This is a genomic window from Pseudomonas sp. LTGT-11-2Z (genome assembly GCF_003691445.1).
Classification (GTDB): domain Bacteria; phylum Pseudomonadota; class Gammaproteobacteria; order Pseudomonadales; family Pseudomonadaceae; genus Aquipseudomonas; species Aquipseudomonas monteilii.
Genome location: NZ_CP033104.1, coordinates 4,133,100 through 4,160,031, shown reverse-complemented (window position 1 = coordinate 4,160,031; position 26,932 = coordinate 4,133,100). Strand labels below are relative to the sequence as shown.

Below are 26,932 nucleotides of genomic sequence, written 5' to 3'. Positions count from 1 at the left end.
AGCGCTCGCGATAGCTGGCGGCTTTTGCCTTGAACAAATCGGGGCGGGGACTCAACGCGTTCATCCTCAGCTCGTTGTCTGTGTTGCGGCCTTGGGCAACCAAGATGGGCCGAGAACATGGCGACGCAAATGGTCACCGTTAACGGGGCCTGACGACGGCCAGCTGGCAGGTGTTGAGCTGGCCATCGGCAAACCACTGGCCGCTGCCGTCGGCCCGGACTGTGAAGATCTGTTGCGCAAAGCGATGCCAGTCCAGCGCGGCGACCTGTTTACGCCAGAATCCCTCGGGGTCGTCGGCAGCGCGGGCGTAGGCCTGCTGTAATCCTCCCAGTCAGTGCGGATGGTCGCTTGGCGGGGCTTCTCAGGCGTGCTGTTGCGGGGGCAACAGTGGATCGACAGTCTGCTGCCTGAAGTGCACCTGGACAGGTTTTTATTTTCTTTAACTTACTGATTTATATGTATTTATAGGTTGGCATGTTTGCTGCTCCCGCCTCCTTGAACCCCAAGGATTCTCAAGGAGCCTCCCCATGAGCCACGCCCCAATCAAATTCGCCTACTGGGTCCCCAACGTCAGCGGTGGCCTGGTGGTCAGCACCATCGAGCAGCGCACCAGCTGGGACATCGACTACAACCGCAAGCTGGCGCAAATCGCGGAAAAATCCGGTTTCGATTACGCCCTGTCGCAAATCCGTTTCACAGCGGGCTATGGCGCCGACAACCAGCATGAGTCCGTCACCATCAGCCACGCGCTGCTGGCCGCCACGGAAAAACTCAAGGTCATCGCCGCCATCCTGCCAGGCCCGTGGAACCCGGCGCTGGCGGCCAAGCAGCTGGCGAGCATCGACCAGTTCACCCAGGGCCGTATCGCCATCAACGTGGTTTCGGGCTGGTTCAAGGGCGAGTTCCATGCCATCGGTGAGCCTTGGCTGGATCACGACGAGCGCTATCGCCGTTCCGAAGAATTCATCCGCGCGTTGAAGGGCATCTGGACCCAGGATAACTTCACCTTCAACGGCGACTTTTACCGCTTTCGTAACTACAACCTCAAACCCAAGCCGCTGCAGCAACCGCACCCGGAAATCTTCCAGGGCGGCAGTTCGCGTGCGGCACGGGACATGGCAGCGCGTGTGTCGGACTGGTACTTCACCAACGGCAACAGCGTGGAAGGGATCAAGGCCCAAGTGGACGACATCCGCACCAAGGCGGCGGCCAACGGCCACTCGGTAAAGATCGGGGTGAATGCCTTCATCATTGCCCGCGATACCGAGGAAGAGGCGCGTGCGGTGCTGCAAGAGATCATCGACAAGGCCAACCCCGAGGCGGTGCGAGCGTTCGGCCAGGAGGTCAAGCATGCCGGTTCGGCCAGCCCGGAGGGCGAGGGCAACTGGGCCAAGTCCAGCTTCGAGGACCTGGTGCAATACAACGACGGCTTCAAGACCAACCTGATCGGCACACCGCAGCAAATTGCCGAACGCATCGTCGCGTTGAAGGCGGTGGGGGTGGATTTGATCCTCTCCGGCTTCCTGCATTTCCAGGAGGAAGTGGCGTACTTCGGCGAGCACGTGTTGCCGCTGGTGCGGGCGCTGGAAGCCGAGCGTGGCCTGGACAAAGCAGTAGCCTGAGGCCGGGGGCAGGGAGGGCTTGGCACCCTGCCAGTATTGTCGGATTGTCGTGCAGGGGTTAGGTTGGCGGGCTTACTTCAAGGAAGACTACCCCATGAAACGGACCTTACCGCTCCTGTTCGCCTGCGCGATTTTCCCCTTGCAAGCCTGGTCGGCGCTTGAAGTTGGCCAGTTTACCCTCGGCATGCCCAAGGCCCAGGTCCTGGCCATTCTGCAGCAGCAGTTCGGCGAGGTTGAGCATTTCACGGGCTATCACTATCAGGTGCCCACCGAGTTTTATCAGGGCGCCAATCCCAAGGGCGACTACAGCCTGGGCGGTGTTCCCGTTTCACAGGTGAAAGCGTCGTTCAATGAAGCCGACCAGCTCCGCCAGGTCGAGGTACGGCTGGATACCACTGACGAGGCGCGGGTCCAGCAACTGCTGCCGATGACGAAGCAGGCCAAGCGGGTGCCGAATACCGGTGGCCGGCTGGAAGCGTTTTCTGCAGAGGGTGAGCTGGTTTACTGGGTCTCCAAAGACTGGGACTGGACCGTGGTGACCATTGCCGACAAGGCCAGCTCGGCCGGGAACATCAAGGCCCGGGCCAAGAGTGACGAGAAGTTTGCCCAATTGAACCGCAAGTTCGACAAGCTGATTGAAACCGCCAAGGCGGTGGAGGGGAAAGGCGCGCCTTGATCGCAAGCCCACCCCCTTGCCGACCTTGGCCATCGCCTGGGACGTTGCGGGAGCCTTCTGACGTTGTTGCTGGGCGGGCCGGTCTTTAGCGGCCAGCCTAAACGCTTTGTTTATTGGCCTGGCCGCTCGGACCCGCTAAGTTAGCGCCCCCTGCAAGGATGCATTCCAGGAGTTGTCATGTCGCCCTTTGGCCTGTTCATCGGCCGTCTATTCAACCCGTCCCCTGCGTTGAAGCCCCTGCTCGACGGTTATTCCGAACTTCAGGTACCCGACGCGCAAGCGGTCTGTGCCTTGGGTGAAGTCGACCTCGGTGAGGCCGTGCAGCTCAAGCGCTTCTATCTGGATGATGAAGATTACTGGCTGCAAGTGCTGATGAACGGCAACGAGGCCGGCGATACCGTGCTGTTTGGCTACCACAGCGCGATACCGGTCCGCGATCAAGCCCACTTGCAGCAAGTGGTTGGCAGCCAATCCAGCGTCGGCATGCCGATCTTCGAGCACGATGGCTATTTGTACTCCCGCCAGTGGGGCCGTGAGCAAGGCAAGGCGCCTTTGGTATCCCTGCATGAGCAGGTCGTCAACCAGAGTGCCCGCTACGGTATCAGCCACCTGTCGATGCTTTACGCCCGCGACACCGGCCTGCCGGAGCGCCGCGAATTCCTGCTGTTGTCGATCGAGGAAGATGAGCAGGGCAGCCTGACCTTCACCACTTCGCTTGGCGCCACCCTGTTCCCCAGCGATTTTCACGTAACCTGACAAGGATTTCCCATGCTCGACGCACTGCGCCTGTCGCTCAACGCTTCAGCGGTGACCGGCTTCATTCTCTATATCAGCGTGGCCCTGTTGGTGTTCTGGCTGTTCCAGTTCATCTACACCCGGCTCACCCCTCACCGTGAGTTTGCGCTCATCCGCGAGAACAATCCGGCGGCAGCCGTTGCCCTGGGTGGCTCACTGATCGGCTTTTCGTTGCCGGCCAGCAACATCATCGCCTACAGCGTCGGCATTCTCGACTTTATCGCCTGGGTGGTCATCGCCGCCGTGGTGCAACTGGTGGCCTTCGGCATCACCAGCCTGGTGCTGCGCGACTTGTCCAGACGCATCGTCCAGGGTGAACTGGCGGCGGCCATCTACGCGGCCAGCGTGGCAATCAGCGTGGGCTTTCTCAACTCGGCCTGCATGACCCCATCGGCCTGACGCGCCAGGAGCCTTGATGAACACCCCTATGCGAAGAAGCTCCGTCAAGCTGGTGCTAGCCGGCTCGCTGCCGCTGGCCTTGTCTGCCTGCGGTCCGCACGAAGATTTGTACACGGTCAGCCAGCAGGTCAATTACGACAGTGTCGAAGCCTGTGTCAGTGACAAGGTGCCTGCCCAGGCCTGTGCTGATGCCTACCAGCAAGCCTTGGTTGAATATCGCCGCAGCGCGCCGAGCTATGCCTTCAAAACGGCGTGCGAGGCAGACTTCAGCCCGGACGGCTGCCAACCAGCGCGTGATGGCCGGTACATGCCGCGCATGAGCGGTTTCGAATTGCAAACCAGCGGTGAAGTGACCCAGTCGCAGCTCGATGCGGGGTATGCCCAAGGCGGTGGCTATGGCCATGTCGCGTCGGCTGCGGTGGCCGGCATGTTGCTGGGACAGATGGCCAGCAGCGCCGGTCGCCGTTATAGCGCCCAGCCGCTGTATGCCTACCGTGAGGGTACGGGCCAGCGAATGGGTCTGCTCGGGCGGCGTTATGGTTCGGCCGGTGGTATCCGTGGCGTTGCCAGGGAAGAGGAAAGTGGCACGACGTCGGGTGGCGGCGGCGGGGGTTCCGGCGCCTGGGGGCGCAACGAACCTCGCTCGGCGCAGTCGGCGTCGATCACCCGTGGTGGCTTCGGCGGCCAAGCCACTGCGCGCAGTGGTTGGGGCGGCCGCTCCGGCAGTTTCTTCGGGGGCTGAACATGCACAAGGTCGAGCTGGATGAACGCCCAGGCTGGCGTGCCACTGCCCTGCGCGAAGGGTTTGCCTTCCATACCATCGAGGGGGAGCGTTACTGGGACGAGCGCAGTTACTACCTGTTTTCCGAAACCCAGGTCGTGCGTGACTTGCAGGCCCCGACAGAAGAACTGCACGCCATATGCCTGGACGCCGTTGATCGCATCGTCGACAGCGAGGCACTGATGACGCGGCTGGCGATCCCGCCTGCGTTCTTCGACCTGGTGCGCCGTTCGTGGAAGGCGCGGCAGCCGCACCTTTATGGGCGCTTCGATTTCAGCTACGACGGCCAAGGGCCGGCCAAGCTGATCGAGGCCAACTATGACACGCCCACCTCGCTGTACGAAACGGCAGCCTTCCAGCTGATCTGGCTGGAGGAGCAGATCGAACGGGGTGTGCTGCCAGGCCATGCCAGCCAGTTCAACACCCTGGCCGAAGACCTGGTGCAAGCGTTCATCGCGCTGCCGGGGCAGGGCACGTTTTACTTTTCCACCATCGCAGGTTCGGTGGAGGACCGCGGCACCACGGACTTCCTGCGCAAGATGGCCGGGCACGCCGGCATTCCTACCCGGCACATTGACCTGGAAGACATCGGCCTGGACGGCGACGGGCGTTTTGTCGACCTGGCCGGCAGGCCGATATCACGGTTGTTCAAGTTGCATGCCTGGGAGCACATTTTCCGTGAGCAATTCGGCCAGGCCATCCCCGGCTGCAACACGCAGTTTTTCGAGCCGCCGTGGAAGGCTTTGATCTCCAACAAAGGCATCTTGCCGTTGCTGTGGGAGTGGCATGCCGGGCACCCCAACCTGTTGCCGGCGTTCGTGGATGACGCCCCGGCTGGCCCGGTGCCCAAGGGCTGGGTGCGCAAGCCTTACTTTTCGCGAGAAGGGGCGAATGTCGATATCCATACTGCCGATGGCCGGCGGGTATTCGAGGACGGTCCGTACAACGATGCGCCATACATCCTCCAGGCCTTCGCACCGTTGCCCAGGTTTGCCGACAGCTACACCCTGATCGGTTCGTGGGTGGTGGGCGACCGCGCGGCGGGGATCGGCATTCGTGAGGATGACTCGCTGATTACCAAGGACAGCTCGCGGTTCTTGCCGCATGTCGTGCTTGGCTAAGCCATCACCGCAGGTCGGTTTCAGGACGCGCCTGGTCGTTCGCATGCATCCCTCTGGCGCCACAAGTGCCATGCTTGCAGGATGCCTTCGGACCAGTGCACGCAGATGCACGGCCGTCGGCAAGGAGGCCGCCAGACCGCGCAACCGTGACGTGGCCGGCGCGCCGCAGCAGAACACGCCGGACACCTGCCCCACAATAATTCAGGCAGGGTCCGTGATGCCGAGGTCCGCTGTATGCCTGATCAATTGCTCCACCTGCCCGTTATCCAGCGCATTCTGGCCCGTGACAAGGCTACCCCAGGCGCGCTGTTGCCGATCCTGCATGCCATCCAGCATGACATCGGCTATATCCCCGATGCGGCTGTTCCCGAAATCGCCCATGCCCTGAACCTCAGCCTGGCCGAGGTGCGCGGCGTGATCAGCTTCTATCACGACTTCCGCACCACGCCGCCTGCGCGCCACACCTTGCGCCTGTGCCGCGCCGAGTCGTGCCAGAGCCGTGGCGCCGAGGCCCTGGCCGCGCAGTTGCGCGAACAGCTGGCACTGGACGACCACGGGACCAGCGCCGACGGCGCCATCAGCCTGCGCCCGGTGTACTGCCTGGGTGCCTGCGCCTGTTCGCCGGCGCTGGAACTGGACGGCCAAGTGCATGCGCGGCTCACCCCTGAGCGCCTGCGCGCATTGGTCAACGGTTGCCGGGAGGACGCAGCATGCTGAAGCTCTATATCCCCTGCGACTCGGTGGCCCGTGCCGTCGGGGCCGACCAGGTGGCTGATGCCTTGCAACGCGAGGCCGAGCGTCGCCAGCTACCGCTGGATATCCAGCGCACCAGTTCACGCGGGCTTTACTGGCTGGAGCCGCTGGTCGAGTGCGACAGCGCACAAGGGCGCCTGGGTTTTGGCCCGGTCACCCCGCAGGAGGTGCCTTCGCTGCTCGATGCCCTGGCCGGTGAACCCGGTGGCCACTCGCTGGCGCTGGGGCCGGTCGAAGACATCCCCTACCTGAAAACCCAGCAGCGCCTGCTGTTCGCCCGCGCCGGCATCACCCGCCCGTTGTCGCTGGACGACTATCGCGCCCAGGGTGGTTTCGCCGGCCTGGAAGCTGCCGTGGCAATGGACGGCGCCGATGTGGTCGCTGCCGTGCTCGATTCCGGCCTGCGTGGTCGTGGCGGCGCGGCGTTCCCCGCCGGGATCAAGTGGCGCACTGTGCGTGATGCCGTTGCCGGGCAAAAATACGTGGTGTGCAACGCCGACGAGGGCGACTCCGGTACCTTCGCCGACCGCATGCTGATGGAAGGCGACCCGTTCCTGCTGATCGAAGGCATGAGCATTGCAGGCCTCGCTGTGGGCGCCGACAAAGGCTACATCTACGTGCGTTCGGAATACCCCGATGCCATTCGCGTGCTTGACCAGGCTTTGGCCATCGCCCGCGATGCCGGCTATCTCGGCACTGACGTGGCCGGCAGCGGCCAGTCCTTCGACCTGGAAGTGCGGGTTGGCGCCGGCGCCTATATCTGCGGCGAAGAAACCGCGTTGCTCGAATCCATCGAAGGTAAGCGGGGCATCGTCCGCGCCAAGCCTCCACTGCCCGCGCTGCAAGGCTTGTTCGGCCTGCCGACGCTCGTACATAACGTGCTCACCTTGGCTTCGGTTCCCATCATTCTGGCCAAGGGGGCGGCGTTTTACCGCAACTTCGGCATGGGCCGTTCGCTGGGCACCATGCCGTTCCAGCTGGCCGGTAATATCCGCCAGGGCGGTTTGGTGGAGCGCGCATTCGGCCTGACCCTTCGTGAGCTGGTCGACGGCTATGGCGGCGGCACCGCCAGTGGCCGGCCGCTGAAAGCTGCGCAGGTCGGTGGCCCGCTCGGCGCCTGGGTTCCGCCCAGCCACTTCGACACCCCGCTGGATTACGAAGCCTTCGCCGCCATGGGCGCGATGCTTGGCCATGGCGGTGTAGTGGTGGCCGACGACACACTGAACATGGCCAGCATGGCGCGCTTTGCCCTGCAGTTCTGCGCTGAAGAGTCCTGCGGCAAATGCACCCCGTGCCGCATCGGCTCTACCCGTGGCATGGAAGTGGTGGACCGGTTGATTGCAACCCAGGATTTCACTGAACGCCACGACCAGGCCCTGTTGCTGCGTGACCTGTGCGACACGATGCAGTACGGCTCGCTGTGCGCCATGGGCGGCATGACCGCCTACCCGGTGGCCAGTGCCCTCAAGTACTTCCCCGCCGATTTCGGGCTGACCACCACGGAGGCCGCGCAGTGATCAATTTCTTCGACCCCGCTTCTGATAAAAGCAGCGACCTCGGCACCCCGGCCCGTGACAGCGACGTGCAGGTCAGCCTGAGCATCGATGGCCGTGCCATCAGCGTGCCCGCCGGCACTTCCGTCATGCGTGCTGCCGCCATGCTCGGCACCAGCATCCCCAAGCTCTGCGCCACCGACAGCCTCGAAGCCTTCGGCTCGTGCCGCATGTGCATGGTGGAAATCGAAGGCATGCGCGGCTACCCGGCGTCCTGCACCACGCCCGTCAGCGAAGGCATGGTGGTACGCACCGAAACCCCACGCCTGGCTGGCCTGCGCCGCAACGTGATGGAGCTGTACATCTCCGACCACCCGCTGGACTGCCTGACCTGTTCGGCCAACGGCAACTGCGAGCTGCAGACCGTGGCTGGCCAGGTGGGTTTGCGCGAGGTGCGCTACGGCTACGACGGCGCCAACCACCTGGCCGAGAAAAAGGATGTTTCCAACCCGTATTTCGACTACGAGCCCAGCAAGTGCATTGTGTGCAGCCGCTGCGTGCGCGCCTGCGAGGACATTCAGGGTACCTTCGCCCTGACCATTACCGGGCGCGGTTTCGAGTCGCGGGTGGCGGCGGCGGGCGGAGACAACTTCCTGGCCTCCGAGTGCGTCTCCTGCGGCGCCTGCGTGCAGGCCTGCCCGACTGCAACCCTTACGGAAAAAAGCCTGGTGCAGCTTGGCCAACCTGAGCGCTCGGTCATCACCACCTGCGCCTATTGCGGTGTCGGTTGTTCGTTCCGCGCCGAAATGAAAGGCGACCAACTGGTGCGCATGGTCCCGGACAAGAACGGCGGCGCCAACCACGGCCACGCCTGCGTCAAGGGCCGTTTCGCCTGGGGTTACGCCACCCACCCGGATCGCATCACCAAGCCGATGATCCGCAAGCGGCTGGAAGACCCGTGGCAGGAAGTGAGCTGGGACGAGGCGGTGACGTATGCTGCCAGCGAGTTCCGCCGTATCCAGCTCAAGTACGGGCGTGACTCGATTGGCGGTATCACCTCCAGTCGCTGCACCAACGAAGAAGCCTATCTGGTGCAAAAGCTGGTGCGCACGGCGTTCGGCAACAACAACGTCGATACCTGCGCGCGGGTGTGCCATTCACCCACCGGCTATGGCCTGAAGCAGACCCTGGGTGAATCGGCCGGCACACAAAGCTTCGATTCGGTGATGCAGGCCGACGTGGTGCTGGTGATAGGTGCCAACCCCACCGATGCCCACCCGGTGTTCGGCTCTCAGCTCAAGCGCCGTCTGCGCCAGGGCGCGCGGCTGATCGTGATCGACCCACGGCGCATCGACCTGGTCGACTCGCCCCATGCCCGCGCCGAGCTGCACCTGCAACTGCGCCCAGGCACCAACGTGGCCATGCTCAACGCCCTGGCTCATGTGATCGTCACCGAAGGCCTGCTGGCCCAGCGCTTCATCGATGCGCGCTGCGAAACAGAAGACTTTGCCCGCTGGCGTGACTTCGTCAGCCTGGCAGACAACGCCCCTGAAGTGCTCGGCCCGGTCTGCGGCGTGCCCGCCGAACAGATCCGTGCCGCTGCCCGGTTATATGCCACAGGCGGCAACGCGGCAATCTACTACGGCCTGGGCGTGACCGAGCACAGCCAGGGCAGCACCGCAGTGATGGGCATCGCCAACCTGGCCATGGCCACCGGCAACATTGGCCGTGAAGGGGTAGGGGTGAACCCGCTGCGCGGGCAGAACAACGTGCAGGGCTCTTGCGACATGGGCTCTTTCCCCCATGAACTGCCTGGCTACCGGCACATTTCCAACGAAGGCGTGCGTGCCGAATTCGAGCGCGCCTGGGGCGTGACGTTGCAGCCCGACCCAGGCCTGCGCATTCCCAACATGTTCGAAGCCGCGCTGGACGGCAGCTTCAAGGCGTTGTACTGCCAAGGCGAGGACATCGCCCAGAGCGACCCCAACACCCAGCATGTCACGGCGGCCTTGCACGCCATGGAATGTGTGGTGGTGCAGGATATTTTCCTCAACGAAACGGCCAAGTTTGCCCATGTGTTCCTGCCAGGCAGCTCGTTCCTGGAAAAGGACGGCACCTTTACCAATGCCGAACGGCGCATTTCGCGTGTGCGCAAGGTGATGGAACCGTTGGCAGGCAAGGCGGACTGGGAGGCGACCGTGGCCTTGGCCAACGCCTTGGGCTACCCGATGAACTACCGTCACCCGTCCGAGATCATGGACGAGATCGCCCGCCTGACGCCGACCTTCCGCCGCGTCAGCTATGCCGAAATCGACCGTCACGGCAGCTTGCAGTGGCCGTGCAACGACGCCGCACCCGATGGCACGCCGACCATGCACATCGACCAGTTCGTGCGGGGCAAGGGGCGCTTCATGCTTACCGGTTACGTGCCCACCGACGAGAAGGTCAGCAACCGCTACCCGCTGCTGCTGACCACCGGGCGCATCCTCAGCCAGTACAACGTCGGCGCCCAGACCCGGCGTACCGGCAACGTGGCCTGGCATGACGCCGACCGCCTGGAAATTCACCCGACCGATGCCGAAAGCCGTGGCATTCAGGACGGTGACTGGGTGGGTATTGGCAGCCGCGCCGGGCAGACTGTACTGCGGGCCAAGGTCAGTGCGCGGGTGGCGCCGGGGGTGGTGTACACCACCTTCCACTTCCCCGAGTCGGGGGCCAACGTGATCACCACCGACAACTCCGACTGGGCAACCAACTGTCCGGAATATAAGGTAACGGCGGTGGAAGTGGTGAAAGTGTTTCAGCCGTCGCAGTGGCAGAAACGCTATCAGGACTTCAGTGACGAACAGCAGCGTTTGCTGAAGGAGCGCCGTACAGCGGAGAAAGTCGAGGTGCGCCGATGAGCAGCGACAACCTGGTCAAGATGGCCAACCAGATTGCCCATTACTTCGACAGCGAGCCGGACCGGGCCTTGGCGGTACAAGGGGTGCGGCAGCATTTGCAGAGCTTCTGGACACCGGCGATGCGCCGGCAACTGGCGGAGTGGAACAAGGCCAATGCGGGGGAGGGCCTGGACCCCAAGGTGCGGGAGGCGTTGGCGTAAATTTCGGGGCAAAAGACAGGCCCTGTGGGAGCGGGTTTACCCGCGAATGCGTCATTCGACTTACCGACGCTTTCGTGGGTAAACCCGCTCCCACACAGATCGCGTTTGCTTCAGCCGCGGGCCAACTCGGCTTGGTGGGCGATGGCTTCTTCGCTTTTCAGCACCAATACATCGCCTTCCAGAGCATCCAGTACCACCTCCGAAGTATTTCCAATCAACGCCCCGGTAATCCCCGTGCGGCACACCGTCCCGATCACCGTGACCACGGCGTCCAGCTTCTGCTCGGTATGCGGGATCAGCACGTCCGCCGGCCCTTCGGCCACATGCAGGCGCTCTTCGCTAATGTCGTACTCGGCCTGGAACGCTTTGCACGCCTCGCGATAGCGCTTTTCGATGGTCTCGCTCAACTGGTAAGCCGGGTCCGACGCCGACAGCATCGGTGACGGATGGGCGCTGATGACATGCAGTTCACCCTTGGCCAGTTTGGCAATCTCGAAGCCATGGTCAATGATGCTGGCATGCAGGCGGCGGTGATCCTCGTCCTGGTTGCCCACGTCCACCGCTGCCAGGATCACGCCACCCGTCCAGGGCCGCTCACTCTTCACCATTAGCACGGCACACGGGCACTGGCGCAGCAGCTTCCAGTCGCTGGGGGTGAGCAGGGCCTTTTTCAGCGGGTTGTCCGGGCGGTGTTCCTTGATCACCAGCTCGCAACCCTCGGCCTGCTGCACATAGATGATGGTGTCGTGCAGGTTGCCGCGCCAGGCCTCTTCATGGGTGACATTGTCGTAGCCGTCATCGTGCAGTTGACTACTCAACAGGCTCAGCAGCGCATGGTGATCATGCCGCTTGTCGCACATCAGCAGGTGCAGGCGTGCGCCGGTCACGCCGGCAATCAGCTTGGCCCGGGTCAGCGCCCGGCTGTGGGCGTGCTCGGGGTCGAGGACGACAAGGATGCTGCGGACGGCTTGCATGGGCGTTAGCTCCCTTCAAAGGTGGCGACCAATGCCTGACTATAGACGGCCCGCCCCCCGCTGGCGCTTGATGTACATCAAGAAGCATAGTCACTGACGCCGCCCGCCGCCGCCGCTATAATCGCCAGCCCTGCCTGTTCTGTGTGGTTGCACGCTTATGTCCCTGATCCCCGAAATCGACGCCTTTCTTGGCTGCCCGACGCCAGATGCCTGGATCGAAGCGGCGCTGGCCGACCAGGAAACCCTGCTGATCGACCACAAGAACTGCGAATTCAAGGCCGCCAGCACGGCCTTGAGCCTGATGGCCAAGTACAACACCCACCTCGACCTGATCAACATGATGTCGCGCCTGGCCCGTGAAGAGCTGGTGCACCATGAACAGGTGCTGCGGCTGATGAAACGCCGTGGCGTGCCACTGCGCCCTGTGTCGGCGGGGCGCTATGCGTCGGGGCTGCGCCGCCTGGTGCGCGCCCACGAGCCGGTCAAGCTGGTGGATACGCTGGTGGTGGGGGCATTTATCGAGGCACGCAGCTGTGAGCGCTTTGCCGCGCTGGTGCCGCACCTGGATGAGGAGCTAGGCCGCTTCTATCACGGCCTGCTGAAAAGCGAAGCACGCCACTACCAGGGCTACCTGAAACTGGCGCACAACTACGGTGATGAGGCAGACATCGCTCGTCGTGTGGAGCTGGTGCGTGCCGCTGAAGTCGAGTTGATCCAGTCACCGGACCAGGAACTGCGCTTCCACAGCGGCATCCCGCAAGCGCTGGCCGCCTGATTCGCACCAGGCGGCCCAGCCGTCAGTTGCGCCGGCCCAGCAGCAGGCCCACCACCAGGCCAAGGCCTGCGGAAATGGCCACGGTCTGCCATGGGTGGCCACCAATGTAGTCCTGGGTGGCGTCCACCACCGGTTGCGCCTTGCTGCGCATATTGCTGGCCGCCTGGCGGGCCTGGCGCAGCTTCAGGTTGACCTGCGCGCGTAACGTTTCGGCTTCTTCGCCCACCAGGGCGGCGCTGTCGTTTAGCAGCTTTTCCGATTCTTCGATCAGCGATTGCAGTTCGCTGAATACCTGGTCCTTGATCTGATCGCTGTCTGCCAGTGCGGCGTTTTTCCGGGCCATGAACTCTTCCTCGTCGATGGGGTGGTTTGAACAATGGATGCCGCCGCGTCGGGAAAGTTGCGCCGGCTTACCGATGTTGCGTTGCCTGGGTGTAAGATAGCGGCCATTTTCAAACCTGCAGGTACCTTCATGAGTTTCAATCTGGCCAACAAGAGCTTCGAGGAACGGGCGCAGATCGAGGCAGAGAAGGCGCGGTTGTTCGAGCTGTGGCAAAACAACCTGGGCAAGGCCAAGGCCGAAGCGGCCCGGCTGATTGCCGAAAAACCGCGTCGCAAGGGCAAGTGGGCCGAATGGGTACGCGCCGAGCTGGAAGGCATGACGCCCCCCGAATACGCCAGCATGGTGCGCAGCGAAGTCAACAAGCTGATGGCCGCCGCCAGCGCCAGCCGCTGAACACACTCTCCCGGTGCTTACCAGTAGGTGCCCTTGGGCAGGTCCAGCTTGCCCTCGTCGGTAAAGCGCACAGTCCCCAGCGGCCCACCGGCCAGCTTGCCGCGCAGCTTATAGGGCAGGCCCTGTAGCGAGTCCACCTTGCCCAGCCCATAGGCCTGGCGCAGGAAGGAAAATGCCGTGATGCTAACCGGCACCACGATCACTGCCTCGTCATAACGGCCAATGTGCCCCTGCTGGTCGCTGACCCCGGCGGCCAGCGGCTGGCCGTTCACTTCCAGGTTGAGGGCAATGCCGTTGTAGTCGATGGGGGATTCGTTGGGGTTTTGCACCCGCATTTTCACGGCCATGCGCAGTTCCAGTTCCTGGCCGGGCAGCGGTTCGATGCCGATCACACTGATGTTGATCGGGTCACGTGGCTGGAACAGTGCACAAGCGTTCAGGCCATAGGCCATCAGTAGCACGAGCATTAACCGGGTAAAGCGGTACAGGCGGGCAGTCATGAGGGCGACCTTGCCAGAGTGAGCGAAGTGTCAGTGTGGCAAATGCAAGTGGGCGTTGAAAGTGCCCCACAGGATGAAAGATACTGTTTCTCATTAACGCCCGATAACTCCTCCTACTGGCTGTTCCCAAACCCATGCTGACGTCACCCGTGTCGGGGCTGCTGGCGAGTTTCCAGGAGCACTACGACGACCTGCTGCAGTTTCTGACCCGGCGCATGAGCGACCGCCAGCGCGCCGCCGATGTGGCTCAGGAAACCTACCTGAAGCTGGTCAAGATCGATGAGCAGGCGCTGCCAGTGCTGCATGCGCGCAGGTTCATCTTCCGCGTGGCCGGCAACCTGGCGATCGATGCCTTGCGCCGCGAACAGCGCCTGGCGGCCAGCCATGACGACTGTGACGGGGCAGGGGAACTGGCCTGCCCGGCGCCAGCACCCGAGGCGATGTTGTTGGCCCGGGAGCGCTTGCAAATCCTTGACGATGCGCTGCTGAAACTGCCCGACAATGCCCGCCAGGCGTTGTTGCTGAACCGCGTCGAAGGCCTGACCCAGGCGCAGATTGCACAGCGGCTGGGGGTCTCCGAGAGCATGGTGGCCAAGTACATCGGCCAAGCCCTGCGCCATTGCCGCGACTGGCTCAAACAGGCGGGTGTGGCGGCCTCCGTGGTGTTGCTGGTCGCCGCTACGGCTGCTTGGCAACAGGCGCCGATGCTGTTGGCGGATTACCACACCGCAGTGGGCGAGCGGCAGGTGATCACCCTGGCAGATGGCACCCGGGTGACATTGAACAGCGCCAGTGCGCTGAGCGTGGTGTTCAACGAGCACGAACGCCGAGTGGTGCTGGATGCCGGTGAGGCCTTGTTCGAGACCGCTGATGACGCGCGGCCGTTTGTGGTCGAGACGGCGGGTGCGCGTGTGCAGGGTGGTGCAGCCACGTTTAGCGTGCGCCGCGATGGCCGTGTGGTGCTGGCGCGTGGTGAGGCCAAGGTTGGCGAACGTCCATTGGCGGTAGCGGCCGATGCCGGAACGCAGATGGCCTGGCAGCGCGGCAAGCTGATCTTCAACGGCAAGCCGCTGGGGCAGGTGCTGGCGGAACTTGAACGTTACCGGCATGGACGGATTGTGCTGTCGGACAGCAAGCTGGCAGCCATGGAGGTGAGCGGGGTGTTTGACCTTGACGAGCCTGAGGCGCTGTTGCGCACGCTGGAGCAGCGGTATGGCCTGAAGGTGACCTACCTGCCGTGGTTGGCCGTGGTTCACTGATCCGGTACAGAAATAAAAATATTTTCCATTTGCCACTGCAAGTTCCTGCAAGCCAGATCGTCGTAGTGGGACTGATCAGCAACCCATTCTCATTTACGACTTGTCAGGAAGCTCATTCGTGCCTCTGATGCTCAAGCCCCTGCACCGCCGTCGCGGTTCACTTCACCATGCCCTGATGTCCTGCAGCGCCCTGGCCATGCTGGCCGGCCCGCTGTCGGCATGGGCGTCTACCGCTGCCGACCAGGCCCAGGTCCAGGCCCGTCAGGTTCAGCTCGACCTGCCAGCCCAGCCGCTGGACCAGGCCCTGACTGCCTTCGCCGACCAGGCCGGCCTGCACCTGCTGTACACCACGGGCGATGTTGCAGGCCTGGCCAGCCCTGCGTTGCACGGCAGCTACAACGTCGAGCAGGCCCTGCAGCAGTTGCTGGCCGGCAGCGGTATGGGCTGGCAGTTCAGCGATGCCCGCACTGTCACCCTGCGCAAGGCCGAGGCTGCGCCGCAGGCGGTCAACCTCAAGCCGATCGAAGTCAGCGTGGCCTCGCGTACCAGCACTGCAATCAGCGAAATCCCCGGCACGGTCTGGGTGGTCGACCAGCAGCAATTGCGCGAACAGATCGACAGCGGCGTTAGCCTGAAGGAAGCCATCGGCAAGCTGGTACCCGGCCTCGACCTGGCGCCGGAAGGGCGCACCAACTACGGCCAGAACATGCGCGGACGCAACGTGCTGGTGATGATCGACGGGGTCAGCCAGAACAGCTCGCGCGGCCTGTCGCGCCAGTTCGACAGCATTTCGCCGTTCAACGTCGAGCGTGTCGAAGTATTGTCGGGCGCCAGCGCCATCTACGGCGGCGGTGCCACCGGCGGCATCATCAACATCGTCACCAAGAAGGGCGAGCCCGGCCCGGCGCGCTTTGAAACGCAGCTGGGTGCCAGCAGCGGTTTCAACAACAGCGATGACCTGGCCACTCGCTTCGCCCAGTCGATTAGCGGCGGCAACGAGCGGGTCAATGCCCGCCTGGGTATCTCCGGTGAGCAGAACGAAGCCTTCTACGACGGTGCTGGCGACCAGATTTTCATCGACAACACCCAGACCGACCTGCAGTACAACCGCACCCTCGATGTGCTCGGTACCTTGGGCCTGCAATTGAACGACCAGCAGAGCCTCGACCTGCTGGCCCAGTACTACGACTCGGGCAACCACGGCAGCACGGGTATCTACTTCCCCAACCTCAACTACAACGCACCGTCCGACCTGGAAGATGCCGAACTGCGCAGCGGCTACTCGTCCGGCCTGGAGCCGCGTACCCGGCGCCTGCTGCTCAACGCCAACTACCACCACACCGATGTGCTCGGCCAGGACTTCTACCTGCAGGCCTCGTACCGCAAGGAAGACGACAACTTCTACCCGTTCCCGTACTACAACCGCGCCACGCCCACCGGGTCGCGCGGGGTGTACTTCGCCGCCTCGCAGCAAAATTTCGAGGTCACCAGCCTCAAAGGGCTGTTCGCCAAGCAGTGGGACACGTTGAAACTGACCTACGGCATCGACCTGGACCGTGAGCGTTTCAACGCCGAGCAGACCACGTTCAATGCCCTGACTTCGTCCGAGTCGGGCGGCCTGGAACTGGAAAAGGACAGCAAGGCCCCGCGCTATCCCAGCTACCGTGTCGATGGTGTGTCGGTGTACGCCCAGCTCGACTGGCATGCCACCGACAACCTGACCCTCTCCGGTGGCGCCCGCCGCCAGCAGATGGACGTGGACGTCAGCGACTTCAAGGGCGTACCGGGCGGCAGCAACGATTACCAGGTCAACCTGTTCAACGTCGGTGCCATTTACGACTTCAAGAACGGCCATCAGGTGTGGACCAACTACGGCGAAGGCTTCGACCTGCCGGACCCGGCCAAGTACTACGGCAAGCCAGGCCTGAGTGTGGCCGACAACCCGCTGGCCGGCATCAAGAGCCGCCAGGTGGAACTGGGCTGGCGCTATGCCGATTTGGACTGGGATGCTCAGGCGGCGCTGTACTACATCTGGTCGGACAAGATCATCAACGTCGATTCGCAAACGCTGACCATCAACGTGGAAGAGCAGAAGAGCCGCGACTTCGGCTTTGAAGGTGCGCTGACCCGGCATTTCCAGACCGGCTGGGAGGCAGGCGGTACCTTGCACCTGACCCGCTCCGAGGAAGAGGCTGCCGACGGTGGCTGGATCAAGCGTGATGCCCGTTATGCCTCGTTGTCCAAGGCCACTGCATTTGTCGGCTGGAAGGGCGATGGCCGCAGTGCGCGGCTGCAGGCCAACCATGCCTTCAGCCTGAAGGACGACGCCGACCACGAGATCGACGGCTACACCACCTTTGACCTGCTGGGCAGCCAGGACACCGGCTTCGGCACCTTCAGTGCCGGCATCCAGAACCTGCTGGACAAGCAGTACAGCACGGTCTGGGGGCAGCGTGCGACGTTGTTCTATTCGCCGACCTACGGGCCGGCGTATCTGTATGACTACCAGGGGCGCGGGCGTACCTACACCTTGACCTGGAGCATGGCTTACTGATGGTTTTCGCCTGAACTGGCCTCTTCGCGGGCAAGCTCGCGAAGAGGCCAGTTCAGGCAAACGCTGCCAGCAAATCCTGCGCAAACGCCTGCTGTGCCTCGCCAACCCCCTGTGCCCGGTGCCTGGCCAAAGTAAACGGCACCACAAAATCCAGCCCCGGGTCCAGCGCCCACAACGCCCCCCCGGCCTCCCACTCCTGCGCACAATGGCGCGGCAGATAGCCAATATGCCGCCCCGACAAAATGAACGTCAGTACACTCTCGATCTGCTCTGCCACCGCCATGCTGCGCCGGCTCTGGAATGGCTCACCGCCTTTGAGAAACCGGTACGGGTGGCGCACCTGGTCGGTCTCCAGCAACCGCTCAAGCGCAACTTCCGCCTCGCCGAACAGCTCATGGCCTTTGCCGCAGTACAAGCGTTGCCGCTCCTCGAACAGCGGCTGGTAGTCAAAGGCCGCCTGGTTGCCAGAGAAGTAGCTGATGGCATAGTCCAGCCGCTGCTCCAGCAACAGCCGTTCCAGCTCCGCTGGTGGCGCACTGATCAGTTCCAGTTGTACCGCTTCTTCACGCGTGCGAAATGCCGAAATGGCTGCCGCCAGCTTCAGGCTCACCGCCTTGTCCTGATTCTCCGCCATGCCGATGCGCACGGTCCCCAGCAACCGCCCGGCAACCCCATTGGCTTGCTGGCGAAACTGCTCGATGTTCAGCAGCAGCCCGCGTGCCGCCTCCAGCAGCAACGCGCCTTTCTCCGTCAGGTGAAAGCCGCCTTTGCCCCGGCTGCACAGGCGATAACCCAGGCGGGCTTCCAGCTGTGCCATGCGCTGGCTGATGGTGGGCTGGCTCAGGCCCAGCACGCCTTGTGCGGCGCTGAAGCCGCCGGCCTCGACTACAGTGACGAACAGCCGCAGCAGGTGCAGGTCGGGGTCGTGCACTTGTCCGAGCATTACATTGCTCCTTTTGAATGTCAGCTTTACAAACTTGCCATTCCTGCAATGTAACCCGGCTGGCATGCTCGCGGCATCCACCCATTTGCCGAGGTGTCCGCCATGCGTCGATCGTTGTGCCTGTTGTCCCTGGTTCTGGCCTTGCCGCTGCAAGCCGAAGAAAAGGTCGTCAATCTCTACAGCTGGGCCGACTACGTTGCCCCGCAAACCCTCGAGCGTTTCGAGCAGGAAACCGGCTACAAGGTGCGCTACGACACCTTCGACACCACCGAAGTACTGGAAACCAAGCTGCTGACCGGTGGCAGTGGCTACGACGTGGTGGTGCCATCGTCGACCGTACTGGCACGGGCGCTGAAAGCCAACGCCCTGCAACCGCTCGACCCTCAGGCCATGCCCGGCTACAGCAACCTCGACAAGGACCTGCTGGCCAAGCTCGCCGAGGCCGACCCCGGGAACCGCCATGCTGTGCCGTACACCTGGGGCACCTTGGGCCTGGGTGTGAACGTGGAAGCGGTGCGCCAGCGCCTGGGTGATGTGCCGCTGGACAGCCTCGACCTGCTGTTCAAGCCCGAATACGCCAGCCGCCTGAAGGATTGCGGCATTGCCATGCCCGATTCACCGCAGGAGGTGATTGGCGTGGCCCTCAACTACCTGGGCAAGGACCCGTACAGCCAGAACAAGGATGATCTGGCGGCTGCGCAGCGCCTGCTGAGCCAACTGCAACCCTCGATCAGCTACGTCGCCAATGGCCGGCAGATCAGCGACCTGGCCAATGGCAGCGTGTGCCTGGCGCTGACCTACAACGGCGATGCGGCGATGGCCGCCGACCAGGCGCGTCGTGCCGGCAAGCCGTTCGAGCTGATCTACCGTATCCCCCGCGAGGGCACGCTGGTGTGGCAGGACAACCTGGTCATCCCTAAGGACGCCCCGCACCCCGAGGCAGCTCGGGCCTTCATCGCCTTCATGCTCAAGCCAGAGTCGGTGGCTGCGCTGACCAACACGCTGTTCTTTGCCAACGCCAACCAGGCGGCCACGCCGCTGCTGGACGAAGCAGTGCGCAACGACCCCGACATCTACCCGCCGGCTGAAGTGCGCCAGCGCCTGTTCGCCGACCGCAGCATGGCCCTGGCCGACCTGCGCCAGCGTAACCGCCTGTGGACGGCCTTCCGCACCCGGCAATAACCCATAACAACCCAGGAGCCCGACCGTGGACCAAGCCGCAAGCAACGACCAGGCGATGACCCGCGACAGCCTGTACGGCACTGCCGCAGAAAGTACCTACGCCGGCATTACCAGTTTCTCCCGCCGCCGCTACAGCCGCGACCTGCGTGGTGTGGATGTGGTGGTCAGCGGTGTGCCGTTCGATACCGCCACCAGCAACCGCCCTGGCGCACGCTTTGGCCCGCGAGCGATCCGCGCCGCCTCGGTGCAGCAGGCCTGGGCCCGGCACTGGCCGTGGGCGTTCGACCCGTTCGACCACCTGGCAGTGATCGACTACGGCGACTGCGCCTTCGACAGCGGCACGCCACAGTCGGTGCCGGACAGCATCGAGGCCCATGCCGAGCATATCCTGCAGGCGGGTTGCGCCATGCTCACCTTGGGCGGCGACCACTTCATCAGCTACCCGCTGCTCAAGGCTCACGCTCGCCGGCATGGCCCGCTGGCGCTGATTCACTTCGATGCCCACAGCGATACCTGGCCGGACGAAGAGGGCAAGCGAATCGACCATGGCACCATGTTCTGGCATGCGGCCCGTGAAGGCCTGGTCGACCCGGGCAGCTCGGTGCAGATCGGCCTGCGCACCACCAACGACGACAGCCAGGGCTTTGCCATCCTGGATGCCCGGCAGGTACACCGCCAGGGCACCGAGGCGATCATTGCGGCGATTCGTCAGCGGGTGGGCGACCGGCCGGTGTACCTGACGTTCGATATCGACTGCCTCGACCCGGCTTATGCGCCTGGCACGGGTACGCCGGTGTGTGGCGGGCTGAGCACGGTGCAGGCGCTGGAGATTCTGGGCGGGCTGCGCGGCATCAACCTGGTGGGCATGGACCTGGTGGAAGTGGCGCCGGCCTATGACCATGCCGACATCACCGCATTGGCCGGGGCGACGTTGGCGATGGAGATGCTGTGCTTGTATGCGGCGCGGCACAAGGTAGACAAAGCCCAGTAATCGGGGGCCGCTTTGCGGCCTTTTCGCGACACAAGCGGCCTTGTGTCGCGAAAGGGCTGCATGGCAGCCCCAAGGTCCATACTGAAACATCAGGAATCAACTCCACCCGCATTCACACTTTTGCCGCGAACCCTTCGCGCCTTACGCTATCAAAACCCCCAGGCGCGGCATTTTCGTACAGGAGGTGAAGCATGAACCCGTCATTGCCCATCCTGGCGCTTGGCCTGGCCTTGTGCCTGCCCGCGCACGCTGCTCCGCAGCCACCGTTGCAGCTCGCTGCCGGCAACAACAACCCCTACAACAGCCCGATCCAGCGCGCCAACCCCAACAGCCGCCAAGGCAGCATGCCTGCCACGCCGCCCGTGCGCGGCCCATCCACCGACCCGTACCAACGCACGCCCAGCCTGGACAACCGGGGCATTGGCAATGGCGACAACCTGCGCCGCCAGCAGCAAACCCCGAATCTGGAACCCACCCGGCCACCGCGCGACAGCACGCGTGCGCCATAAGCCCATACGAAAGGAATCCTGCATGCCCAGAGCAACCTGGCTGGTCAGCGTGACCGCCGCCGCACTCATGCCCTTGTTGGCACAGGCGGCGGCCGAGCAACAGTTTCGCAGTGAAGAAGGCACCTTGACAGTCAGTACCCTGGCTGACGGCCTGCGCAACCCCTGGGCATTGGCATTTTTGCCGGGCGGCAAGGACATGCTGGTGACCGAGCGTGCCGGCAATTTGCGGCTGGTCAACGCCGAAGGCAAGGTTGGCCCGCCCATCAGCGGTGTGCCCAAGGTCTGGGCCGAGGGGCAGGGTGGCCTGCTGGATGTGGTGCTGTCGCCCGCATTCGACAACGACCGCACCGTGTACCTGTCCTTCGCCGAGGAGGGCAGTGACGGTAAGGCCGGCACCGCAGTCGGCCGTGGCCAGCTGTCCGAAGACCGGGCCCGGCTGGAAAACTTCACCGTGATCTTCCGCCAGCAGCCCAAGCTGTCGGTGGGTAACCACTTTGGCTCGCGGCTGGTGTTCGACCGCAACGGCTACCTGTTCATCGCCCTGGGCGAGAACAACCAGCGCCCCACGGCCCAGGACCTGGACAAGCTGCAAGGCAAGATCGTGCGCATCCTTCCCGATGGTGAAGTGCCCAAGGACAACCCCTTTGTAGGCAAGGACAACGTGCGACCGGAAATCTGGTCGTTCGGCCACCGCAACCAGCAAGGCGCCGCGCTCAACCCATGGACCGGCAAGCTGTGGACCCACGAGCACGGCCCGCGAGGTGGTGACGAAATCAACATCCCCGAGCCCGGCAAGAACTACGGCTGGCCGATTGCGACCCACGGCATCAACTACTCGCTGCTGCCGATCCCCGAGGCCAAGGGCAAGCATGTCGATGGCATGGTCGGCCCACACCATGTGTGGGAGAAGTCGCCTGGCATCAGCGGCATGGCGTTCTACGACAGCCCGACGTTCAAGGCTTGGGACCACAACCTGTTCATTGGTGCACTGGCAACGCAGGAGCTGATTCGCTTGCAGCTGGACGGCGACAAGGTGGTGCATGAAGAGCGCCTGCTCGTGGACCTGAAGGCCCGAATCCGCGATGTGCGGGTAGGGCCGGATGGGTACCTGTATGTGCTGACCGATGACAAGGACGGTGCATTGCTCAAGGTAGGCCTGGTCGACTGACGCGCTCCTACACGAATAGCATCTGCCGTGTAGAATTCGTTATGGCCATTGACCCCCAATCCCTGTACCAGAAAGCCTTGACTACTCAGGGCTACGTCGTCGACCCTGCCCAGGCCCGTGCCGTCGATGCCTTGCAAGCCTGTTTCCAGGCAGTCGAACACAGCCGCTCTACCCAGGGCATCTACCTTTGGGGCCCGGTTGGCCGTGGCAAGACCTGGTTGATGGACCAGTTTTACCGCTGCCTGCGCATCCCCAGCCGACGCCAGCACTTCCACCACTTCATGGCCTGGGTGCATCAGCGGCTGTTCCAGCTCAACGGCACTGCCGACCCATTGTTGGCGCTGGCCCGGGAGTTGGCCGGGCAGATCCGCGTGCTCTGCTTCGACGAACTGTTCGTCAACGACATCGGCGATGCGATCATCCTCGGCCGCTTGTTTCAGGTGCTGTTCGATCAGGGCGTAGTCATTGTCGCCACATCCAACCAGCCCCCTGAGCAGCTCTACCGCGACGGCTTCAACCGTGAGCGGTTCCTACCGGCCATCGGCGCGATCCAGCGGCACATGCAAGTATTGTCGGTGGCGGGTGAGCAGGACCATCGCCTGCACCCCGGCGCAGCGCGGCAACGCTATTGGGTGGCAGAAGCGGGACAGGTGAGCCAGCTGGGGGAGGTGTTTCGCCAGCTCAGCCCGGACGCTGCAGGCAGTGACCAGCCGTTGGCCATCGGGTCTAGACAGGTGCAGGTCGTGCGGCGCAGCGAGCAGGCTATCTGGTGCCGCTTCACCGACCTGTGCGAACAACCCCTGGCGGCCATGGAGTTCATGGCGCTTTGCGACCGTTTTCCGGCCATTCTGGTGTCGGGTATTCCGGCATTGGGCGGTGAGCAGCAAGCCGGTCGCATTGCCCGTGGCACCGAAGACGGCGCAGCGCGAGTGGTGGCGGGCGACCGTGAGTTGCCAGCACTGTCACCCAAGGACGATGCGGTACGCCGCTTCATCGCCTTGGTTGACGAATGCTACGACCGCCGGGTGGCGTTGTACCTGGAGGCAGAGGTGCCGCTTGAAAGGCTCTACACGCAGGGGTATCTGGCGTTCCCGTATCAGCGGACCTTGAGCCGGTTGCGGGAGATGCAACTCCAGCGGTTTGGCTGAAAGGTGCAGGGGCGCTAAGCGCCCCCGGTTTCATTTGCCCAGCCACTCCACCAGCGTGCGATTGAACCGCACGGGCTCTTCGATCTGTGGCGCATGCCCCATGCCTTCAAAGGTGATCAGTTCAGCTTTGGGAATCAGCTTGGCCACCTGTGGCCCCAGCACTTCATACTTGCCCAGCTTCGCCTTCACGTCTGGCGGCGCAATATCACTGCCGATGGCGGTGGTGTCCTTGTCGCCGATCAGTAGCAGCGTCGGCATCTGCAGGTCCTTGAACTCGTGGTACACCGGCTGGGTAAAGATCATGTCGTAGATCAACGCCGAGTTCCAAGCCACCGCTTCATGCCCCGGCCCTTTGTTCAGGCCCACCAGCATCTGCACCCAGCGTTCGTACTCCGGCTTCCAGCGCCCGGCGTAGTAAGTCTTGCGCTCATATTCGCGCACACCATTGGCATCCAGCTTGAGCTCGCGGGCATACCACTGGTCCACGGTGCGGTAGGGCACGCCGAGGGCTTTCCAGTCTTCCAGGCCAATCGGGTTGACCATGGCCAGGCGTTCCACCTGCTGCGGGTACATCAGCGCATAGCGTGTGGCGAGCATGCCGCCCGTGGAATGGCCGAGCACGATGGCCTGCTTCACGCCCAGTTGTTCAAGCAAGGAATGGGTATTGTGCGCCAGTTGCTGGAACGTGTACTGGTAATACGCCGGTTTGCTGGAGGTACAGAAACCGATCTGGTCGGGCGCGATCACACGGTAGCCGGCCTTGCTCAGGGCGTCGATGGTGGTTTCCCAGGTGGCGGCGCAGAAGTTCTTGCCGTGCATCAGCACTACGCTGTGGCCGTTGGCCTGGCCTTGCGCGGGGACGTCCATATAGCCCATCCGCAGGGCCTGGCCCTGGGACTTGAAGTCAAAATGCTTGAGCGGGTGTGGGTAGCTGAAGCCTTCGAGCTGAGGGCCGTAGGTGGGTGACTCGGCGGCGATGGCCGGGCTGCCGACAAGGCAGGCCAGGGCCAGGGCGGTTGCGCGCAGCATGGGGGCACTCCATGTAGGGCCATGTAGGAATAGGCGACTTTAGCAGCCAGGCGCATGTCGGGAACGTGAAAGGTGTTACCAGGCGTGAAACCAGCCCAGGGTGATCATTGCCAGCACCGCATAACGGCCAGCCTTGGCCAGGGTGACCAGCAGCAGAAAGCGCCAGAACGGCTCGCGCAAGATCCCGGCGATCAGCGTCAGCGGGTCACCGATCACTGGCATCCAGCTGAGCAGCAGCGACCACTGGCCCCAGCGCTGGTAGCGCTGCTGCGCACGCGTCAGCTGGGCTGCGCTGAACGGGAACCAGCGCTTGTCGCGCAGGTGCTCGATGGCCCGGCCCAACAGCCAGTTCACCACTGAACCCAGCACGTTGCCCAATGTGGCCACCAGCAGCAGGGTCGCCCAAGCCTCGGGCTGGCGCAGCAACAGGCCGACCAGCACGGCCTCCGATTGCAGCGGCAGCAGGGTGGCGGCGCCAAAGGCGCTGAGAAACAGCGCCCACAGGCTCAGCATCAGTAGGTGGCGACCACGGTGTCCTGGCCATCCTGGGTCACGCCGATAACCTGGTAGGCGTCCTTGTGGTCACCCATTTCCATGCCTGGCGAACCCATGGGCATGCCCGGTACGGCCAGGCCCTTGAGGTCATTGCGTTTGGCCAGCAGGCGCACCTGCTCGGCCGGTACGTGGCCTTCGACGAACTTGCCGTCGATCACCCCCGTGTGACAAGACGCCAGGCGTGGTGCCACGCCCAGGCGTTGCTTCACCGCGCTCATGTTCGGCTCGACGTGGTCATTGACGGTGAAACCGTTGTCACGCAGGTGGCTGATCCAGGCCTTGCAGCAGCCGCAGTTGGGGTCACGGTAGACATCGATGGTCTCGGCGGCCTGGGCCAGGCCGGTGATCGCCAGCAGCCCCACGGTCAGCAGGTGTTTGCGCAGCATGGTAAAGCACTCCTTCCAGCATTGGTTCAGCAGCATAGCGTAAGCGGCTGGCCACTGAGTTGCACGTTACAGTACTGTCAGCTTGCTGCCTCGTCGGCACCGAGGTCGCGCATCAGCAGGGCATGCTCGAGCGCGACCTGCTCCGGAATGGGCAGGTACACCACATGGCCATCGCCCGGCGCCACCTCGATGGCCTGCTGCTGGCTGTTGCACAGGCGGTGCAGGTCGAAGTGGTAGTTGCCGCGCGGGGTCATCAGCTCCAGGTGGTCACCCACGGCGAAGCGGTTCTTAACCTTGACCTCGGCCAGGCCATCGACACGCACGCCGGTCAGCTCGCCAACGAACTGCTGGCGCTCCGAGACCGAATTACCTCGCTGGTAGTTCTGGTACTCATCGTGTACGTGACGGCGCAGGAACCCTTCGGTGTAGCCTCGTTGCGCAAGGGACTCCAGGTTGCCCATCAAGGTGCGGTCGAACGGCCGCCCGGCCACGGCGTCGTCAATGGCCTGGCGATATGACTGCACCGCGCGGGCACAGTAGAAGTGCGACTTGGTGCGCCCTTCGATCTTCAGCGAATGCACGCCCATGGTGGCCAGGCGCTCGACGTGCTGGATGGCACGCAGGTCCTTGGCGTTCATGATGTAGGTGCCGTGTTCATCCTCGAAGGCTGGCATTTCAGTGCCGGGGCGGTTGCTTTCCTGCAGCAGGAACACCTGCTCGGTCGGGGCGCCCAGGCCAAGGGTGGGCTGCACTTCGCGCACGATGTCGCCGGTGGCGTTCTCGGTGGCCGGCGTGGCGTCGTACTTCCAGCGGCAGGCGTTGGTGCAGGTGCCCTGGTTGGCGTCACGCTTGTTGAGGTAGCCCGACAGCAGGCAACGGCCGGAGTAGGCCATGCACAGGGCGCCGTGGACGAACACCTCCAGCTCCATGCCCGGCACCTGCTGGCGAATTTCCTCGATTTCTTCGAGCGACAGCTCGCGTGAAAGGATGACCCGGCTCAAGCCCAGTTGCTGCCAGAACTGTACGCTGGCCCAGTTCACCGTATTGGCCTGCACCGACAGGTGAACCGGCATCTGCGGGAAGTGCTGGCGCACCAGCATGATCAGGCCGGGGTCGGACATGATCAGCGCATCCGGCGCCATGTCGATCACTGGCGCCAGGTCTTTGAGGAAGGTCTTGAGCTTGGCGTTGTGCGGAGCAATGTTGACCACCACGTAAAAGCGCTTGCCCAACGCATGCGCCTCCTGGATGCCCAGCGCGAGGTTGGCATGGTCGAACTCATTGTTACGCACCCGCAAGCTGTAGCGCGGCTGGCCTGCATAGACCGCGTCGGCACCGTAGGCAAAGGCATAGCGCATGGTCTTGAGGGTGCCGGCGGGGGCCAGCAGTTCGGGCTTGGCAGTCGGGTTCATGTGCGTACCGGGGCAAAAGGCGCGGATGCTAGGGCTGGCGCAAAAAACGCGTATTGATTTGCATCAAA

Annotated in this window: 28 protein-coding genes; 19 read left to right on the top strand and 9 right to left on the bottom strand. The window is 63.5% G+C overall.

From position 1 onward, the window contains the following. Window positions 1–139 precede the first annotated feature (139 nt). Window positions 140–331 carry an acetyl-coenzyme A synthetase N-terminal domain-containing protein gene (locus tag D8767_RS19490; RefSeq protein WP_231115651.1) on the bottom strand — a complete coding sequence of 64 codons (192 nt, stop codon included), beginning with the start codon at window positions 329–331 and terminating at the stop codon, window positions 140–142. A 196-nt stretch (window positions 332–527) separates the two neighbouring features. On the opposite strand from D8767_RS19490, the gene sfnG reads away from it, so the two are divergent. The 10 genes from sfnG to D8767_RS19440 all read left to right on the top strand — a co-directional run bounded on the left by sfnG (window position 528) and on the right by D8767_RS19440 (window position 10,743). After that, window positions 528–1,622 (top strand): dimethylsulfone monooxygenase SfnG, encoded by a 1,095-nt coding sequence (gene sfnG / locus D8767_RS19485; RefSeq protein WP_016714943.1) that lies wholly within the window; start codon window positions 528–530, stop codon window positions 1,620–1,622. Between the two features lie 94 nt (window positions 1,623–1,716). Beyond that, window positions 1,717–2,298, top strand: a complete 582-nt coding sequence (locus tag D8767_RS19480; protein WP_016714944.1) for a hypothetical protein — start codon at window positions 1,717–1,719, stop codon at window positions 2,296–2,298. Window positions 2,299–2,475: 177 nt separating this feature from the next. Continuing rightward, window positions 2,476–3,054, top strand: a complete 579-nt coding sequence (locus D8767_RS19475; protein WP_016714945.1) for a DUF2491 family protein — start codon at window positions 2,476–2,478, stop codon at window positions 3,052–3,054. Window positions 3,055–3,066: 12 nt separating this feature from the next. Continuing rightward, window positions 3,067–3,492 carry a DUF350 domain-containing protein gene (locus D8767_RS19470; RefSeq protein ID WP_016714946.1) on the top strand — a complete coding sequence of 142 codons (426 nt, stop codon included), beginning with the start codon at window positions 3,067–3,069 and terminating at the stop codon, window positions 3,490–3,492. 16 nt (window positions 3,493–3,508) lie between these two features. Then, on the top strand, window positions 3,509–4,234 hold the full coding sequence (locus D8767_RS19465) for a DUF1190 domain-containing protein (protein WP_016714947.1): 726 nt from the start codon (window positions 3,509–3,511) through the stop codon (window positions 4,232–4,234). Between the two features lie 2 nt (window positions 4,235–4,236). Next, on the top strand, window positions 4,237–5,394 hold the full coding sequence (locus tag D8767_RS19460) for a glutathionylspermidine synthase family protein (protein ID WP_016714948.1): 1,158 nt from the start codon (window positions 4,237–4,239) through the stop codon (window positions 5,392–5,394). A gap of 234 nt (window positions 5,395–5,628) precedes the next feature. Beyond that, on the top strand, window positions 5,629–6,111 hold the full coding sequence (locus D8767_RS19455; protein ID WP_016714949.1) for a formate dehydrogenase subunit gamma: 483 nt from the start codon (window positions 5,629–5,631) through the stop codon (window positions 6,109–6,111). Then, window positions 6,105–7,664, top strand: coding sequence for an NADH-quinone oxidoreductase subunit NuoF (locus tag D8767_RS19450; protein ID WP_016714950.1), 1,560 nt, complete (start codon window positions 6,105–6,107; stop codon window positions 7,662–7,664). The genes D8767_RS19455 and D8767_RS19450 overlap by 7 nt, the downstream gene beginning before the upstream one ends. Continuing rightward, window positions 7,661–10,543, top strand: a complete 2,883-nt coding sequence (gene fdhF, locus D8767_RS19445) for a formate dehydrogenase subunit alpha (protein ID WP_016714951.1) — start codon at window positions 7,661–7,663, stop codon at window positions 10,541–10,543. Before D8767_RS19450 ends, fdhF begins: the two co-directional genes overlap by 4 nt. After that, window positions 10,540–10,743, top strand: a complete 204-nt coding sequence (locus D8767_RS19440; protein WP_016714952.1) for a formate dehydrogenase subunit delta — start codon at window positions 10,540–10,542, stop codon at window positions 10,741–10,743. Before fdhF ends, D8767_RS19440 begins: the two co-directional genes overlap by 4 nt. A gap of 110 nt (window positions 10,744–10,853) precedes the next feature. On the opposite strand, the gene D8767_RS19435 is transcribed toward D8767_RS19440, so the two are convergent. Next, complete coding sequence (locus D8767_RS19435; protein WP_016714953.1) at window positions 10,854–11,717, bottom strand: universal stress protein; 864 nt, start codon at window positions 11,715–11,717, stop codon at window positions 10,854–10,856. Between the two features lie 157 nt (window positions 11,718–11,874). Here D8767_RS19435 and D8767_RS19430 point away from each other — a divergent pair, with 157 nt between their 5' ends. Further along, window positions 11,875–12,492: a tRNA-(ms[2]io[6]A)-hydroxylase gene (locus tag D8767_RS19430; protein ID WP_016714954.1), complete on the top strand. Its 618-nt coding sequence runs from the start codon at window positions 11,875–11,877 to the stop codon at window positions 12,490–12,492. 22 nt (window positions 12,493–12,514) lie between these two features. On the opposite strand, the gene D8767_RS19425 is transcribed toward D8767_RS19430, so the two are convergent. After that, window positions 12,515–12,835 carry a YqjD family protein gene (locus tag D8767_RS19425; protein ID WP_016714955.1) on the bottom strand — a complete coding sequence of 107 codons (321 nt, stop codon included), beginning with the start codon at window positions 12,833–12,835 and terminating at the stop codon, window positions 12,515–12,517. A 129-nt stretch (window positions 12,836–12,964) separates the two neighbouring features. Between D8767_RS19425 and D8767_RS19420 the strand changes: the two genes are divergently transcribed. Further along, the gene (locus D8767_RS19420; RefSeq protein ID WP_121757571.1) at window positions 12,965–13,228 is read left to right on the top strand and encodes a hypothetical protein; all 264 of its coding nucleotides are present in this window, start codon (window positions 12,965–12,967) and stop codon (window positions 13,226–13,228) included. Between the two features lie 17 nt (window positions 13,229–13,245). On the opposite strand, the gene D8767_RS19415 is transcribed toward D8767_RS19420, so the two are convergent. After that, window positions 13,246–13,728 carry an LEA type 2 family protein gene (locus D8767_RS19415; RefSeq protein WP_016714957.1) on the bottom strand — a complete coding sequence of 161 codons (483 nt, stop codon included), beginning with the start codon at window positions 13,726–13,728 and terminating at the stop codon, window positions 13,246–13,248. Window positions 13,729–13,862: 134 nt separating this feature from the next. On the opposite strand from D8767_RS19415, the gene D8767_RS19410 reads away from it, so the two are divergent. Together D8767_RS19410 and D8767_RS19405 are read left to right on the top strand one after the other, a co-directional pair. Beyond that, on the top strand, window positions 13,863–14,987 hold the full coding sequence (locus D8767_RS19410; protein ID WP_016714958.1) for a sigma-70 family RNA polymerase sigma factor: 1,125 nt from the start codon (window positions 13,863–13,865) through the stop codon (window positions 14,985–14,987). Window positions 14,988–15,114: 127 nt separating this feature from the next. After that, window positions 15,115–17,541 (top strand): TonB-dependent receptor, encoded by a 2,427-nt coding sequence (locus tag D8767_RS19405; RefSeq protein WP_016714959.1) that lies wholly within the window; start codon window positions 15,115–15,117, stop codon window positions 17,539–17,541. Between the two features lie 52 nt (window positions 17,542–17,593). Here the strand turns inward: D8767_RS19405 and D8767_RS19400 are convergent, their stop codons facing one another. Beyond that, window positions 17,594–18,484, bottom strand: a complete 891-nt coding sequence (locus tag D8767_RS19400; protein ID WP_016714960.1) for a LysR family transcriptional regulator — start codon at window positions 18,482–18,484, stop codon at window positions 17,594–17,596. A 102-nt stretch (window positions 18,485–18,586) separates the two neighbouring features. Here D8767_RS19400 and D8767_RS19395 point away from each other — a divergent pair, with 102 nt between their 5' ends. The 5 genes from D8767_RS19395 to zapE all read left to right on the top strand — a co-directional run bounded on the left by D8767_RS19395 (window position 18,587) and on the right by zapE (window position 23,482). Then, entirely contained in the window at window positions 18,587–19,666 is a 1,080-nt protein-coding gene (locus D8767_RS19395) for a polyamine ABC transporter substrate-binding protein (protein ID WP_016714961.1), read from the top strand. Window positions 19,667–19,691: 25 nt separating this feature from the next. Beyond that, the gene (gene speB, locus D8767_RS19390) at window positions 19,692–20,657 is read left to right on the top strand and encodes an agmatinase (protein WP_016714963.1); all 966 of its coding nucleotides are present in this window, start codon (window positions 19,692–19,694) and stop codon (window positions 20,655–20,657) included. 191 nt (window positions 20,658–20,848) lie between these two features. Beyond that, window positions 20,849–21,166 (top strand): hypothetical protein, encoded by a 318-nt coding sequence (locus D8767_RS19385; RefSeq protein WP_016714964.1) that lies wholly within the window; start codon window positions 20,849–20,851, stop codon window positions 21,164–21,166. A 22-nt stretch (window positions 21,167–21,188) separates the two neighbouring features. Continuing rightward, on the top strand, window positions 21,189–22,334 hold the full coding sequence (locus D8767_RS19380; protein WP_016714965.1) for a PQQ-dependent sugar dehydrogenase: 1,146 nt from the start codon (window positions 21,189–21,191) through the stop codon (window positions 22,332–22,334). A gap of 41 nt (window positions 22,335–22,375) precedes the next feature. Then, window positions 22,376–23,482: a cell division protein ZapE gene (gene zapE / locus D8767_RS19375; protein WP_016714966.1), complete on the top strand. Its 1,107-nt coding sequence runs from the start codon at window positions 22,376–22,378 to the stop codon at window positions 23,480–23,482. A 30-nt stretch (window positions 23,483–23,512) separates the two neighbouring features. On the opposite strand, the gene D8767_RS19370 is transcribed toward zapE, so the two are convergent. The 4 genes from D8767_RS19370 to yegQ all read right to left on the bottom strand — a co-directional run bounded on the left by D8767_RS19370 (window position 23,513) and on the right by yegQ (window position 26,864). After that, window positions 23,513–24,511 carry an alpha/beta fold hydrolase gene (locus D8767_RS19370; RefSeq protein ID WP_028699780.1) on the bottom strand — a complete coding sequence of 333 codons (999 nt, stop codon included), beginning with the start codon at window positions 24,509–24,511 and terminating at the stop codon, window positions 23,513–23,515. 75 nt (window positions 24,512–24,586) lie between these two features. After that, complete coding sequence (locus tag D8767_RS19365; RefSeq protein ID WP_016714968.1) at window positions 24,587–25,024, bottom strand: YqaA family protein; 438 nt, start codon at window positions 25,022–25,024, stop codon at window positions 24,587–24,589. Next, window positions 25,024–25,452 (bottom strand): DUF411 domain-containing protein, encoded by a 429-nt coding sequence (locus D8767_RS19360; RefSeq protein WP_016714969.1) that lies wholly within the window; start codon window positions 25,450–25,452, stop codon window positions 25,024–25,026. Before D8767_RS19360 ends, D8767_RS19365 begins: the two co-directional genes overlap by 1 nt. Window positions 25,453–25,529: 77 nt before the next feature. After that, the gene (gene yegQ, locus D8767_RS19355) at window positions 25,530–26,864 is read right to left on the bottom strand and encodes a tRNA 5-hydroxyuridine modification protein YegQ (RefSeq protein ID WP_016714970.1); all 1,335 of its coding nucleotides are present in this window, start codon (window positions 26,862–26,864) and stop codon (window positions 25,530–25,532) included. Window positions 26,865–26,932: the final 68 nt, after the last annotated feature.

Coding starts and splice junctions, on each gene's coding strand:
- sfnG (WP_016714943.1), top strand. CDS start 528: ATGAGCCACGCCCCAATCAAATTCGCCTACTGGGTCCCCAACGTCAGC.
- D8767_RS19480 (WP_016714944.1), top strand. CDS start 1,717: ATGAAACGGACCTTACCGCTCCTGTTCGCCTGCGCGATTTTCCCCTTG.
- D8767_RS19475 (WP_016714945.1), top strand. CDS start 2,476: ATGTCGCCCTTTGGCCTGTTCATCGGCCGTCTATTCAACCCGTCCCCT.
- D8767_RS19470 (WP_016714946.1), top strand. CDS start 3,067: ATGCTCGACGCACTGCGCCTGTCGCTCAACGCTTCAGCGGTGACCGGC.
- D8767_RS19465 (WP_016714947.1), top strand. CDS start 3,509: ATGAACACCCCTATGCGAAGAAGCTCCGTCAAGCTGGTGCTAGCCGGC.
- D8767_RS19460 (WP_016714948.1), top strand. CDS start 4,237: ATGCACAAGGTCGAGCTGGATGAACGCCCAGGCTGGCGTGCCACTGCC.
- D8767_RS19455 (WP_016714949.1), top strand. CDS start 5,629: ATGCCTGATCAATTGCTCCACCTGCCCGTTATCCAGCGCATTCTGGCC.
- D8767_RS19450 (WP_016714950.1), top strand. CDS start 6,105: ATGCTGAAGCTCTATATCCCCTGCGACTCGGTGGCCCGTGCCGTCGGG.
- D8767_RS19440 (WP_016714952.1), top strand. CDS start 10,540: ATGAGCAGCGACAACCTGGTCAAGATGGCCAACCAGATTGCCCATTAC.
- D8767_RS19435 (WP_016714953.1), bottom strand. CDS start 11,717: ATGCAAGCCGTCCGCAGCATCCTTGTCGTCCTCGACCCCGAGCACGCC.
- D8767_RS19430 (WP_016714954.1), top strand. CDS start 11,875: ATGTCCCTGATCCCCGAAATCGACGCCTTTCTTGGCTGCCCGACGCCA.
- D8767_RS19425 (WP_016714955.1), bottom strand. CDS start 12,835: ATGGCCCGGAAAAACGCCGCACTGGCAGACAGCGATCAGATCAAGGAC.
- D8767_RS19420 (WP_121757571.1), top strand. CDS start 12,965: ATGAGTTTCAATCTGGCCAACAAGAGCTTCGAGGAACGGGCGCAGATC.
- D8767_RS19415 (WP_016714957.1), bottom strand. CDS start 13,728: ATGACTGCCCGCCTGTACCGCTTTACCCGGTTAATGCTCGTGCTACTG.
- D8767_RS19410 (WP_016714958.1), top strand. CDS start 13,863: ATGCTGACGTCACCCGTGTCGGGGCTGCTGGCGAGTTTCCAGGAGCAC.
- D8767_RS19405 (WP_016714959.1), top strand. CDS start 15,115: ATGCTCAAGCCCCTGCACCGCCGTCGCGGTTCACTTCACCATGCCCTG.
- D8767_RS19400 (WP_016714960.1), bottom strand. CDS start 18,484: ATGCTCGGACAAGTGCACGACCCCGACCTGCACCTGCTGCGGCTGTTC.
- D8767_RS19395 (WP_016714961.1), top strand. CDS start 18,587: ATGCGTCGATCGTTGTGCCTGTTGTCCCTGGTTCTGGCCTTGCCGCTG.
- D8767_RS19385 (WP_016714964.1), top strand. CDS start 20,849: ATGAACCCGTCATTGCCCATCCTGGCGCTTGGCCTGGCCTTGTGCCTG.
- D8767_RS19380 (WP_016714965.1), top strand. CDS start 21,189: ATGCCCAGAGCAACCTGGCTGGTCAGCGTGACCGCCGCCGCACTCATG.
- zapE (WP_016714966.1), top strand. CDS start 22,376: ATGGCCATTGACCCCCAATCCCTGTACCAGAAAGCCTTGACTACTCAG.
- D8767_RS19370 (WP_028699780.1), bottom strand. CDS start 24,511: ATGCTGCGCGCAACCGCCCTGGCCCTGGCCTGCCTTGTCGGCAGCCCG.
- D8767_RS19365 (WP_016714968.1), bottom strand. CDS start 25,024: ATGCTGAGCCTGTGGGCGCTGTTTCTCAGCGCCTTTGGCGCCGCCACC.
- D8767_RS19360 (WP_016714969.1), bottom strand. CDS start 25,452: ATGCTGCGCAAACACCTGCTGACCGTGGGGCTGCTGGCGATCACCGGC.
- yegQ (WP_016714970.1), bottom strand. CDS start 26,864: ATGAACCCGACTGCCAAGCCCGAACTGCTGGCCCCCGCCGGCACCCTC.